We start from the raw sequence: 559 nt of genomic DNA, 5'->3' as shown, positions 1-559 counted from the left end.
AAGTTCATCAAATCAAGTCGCCCAACCTATAAGAAGCGAATCAAGAAAGCTCAACAAGGAATGAAGTTCGTAAGTTATAATCCAGTAAGTAATCCTACAATAGATTACACTGATATTACTAATCCTATTAATCCATTTAGTGAGTATAATTATAATACAACTTACGATAAACCAGAGGCTTTAGTAGTACCAGTAAGAGATACTAATGAACCTGATGTAGTAGCTAATAATCCTACAGCAGAGCCAGTAATTAATAAACCAGTAGCTAGTAAACCTGTTACCGATAAACCTGTTACTAAAACTGCCAACTCAACTTGGAAGAGTCCATATACTAACAGAAAGCAATGGTCTACAGAACTTATTAATGCCTATAAGAAGGCAGGTATTACTAATGATAATGCAATTAGAATGTTATTAGCACAAGACGCATTAGAATCTAGTTGGGGTAAATCTGCACAAGGTAAGTACAACTTTGGCAATTTAACTACTGGTAGTTCATGGAAAGGTGATTATGTAACTGGTAATGATAAAAATGCTAAAGGTGAAGCTATTAAGCAGA

The 559-nt window shown here is 34.2% G+C and carries 1 pseudogene; it reads left to right on the top strand.

The features are described from left to right. Positions 1-60: 60 nt before the first annotated feature. Positions 61-559 (top strand): annotated as a pseudogene (locus DXA05_RS26255) (hypothetical protein); the annotation flags it as partial.

The sequence above is a fragment of the Bacteroides sp. AM54-2NS genome, assembly GCF_003602935.1.
GTDB lineage: Bacteria > Bacteroidota > Bacteroidia > Bacteroidales > Bacteroidaceae > Bacteroides > Bacteroides xylanisolvens.
Note: the sequence above shows the minus strand (reverse complement) of the source record. Positions and strands in the feature narration are given on the sequence as shown.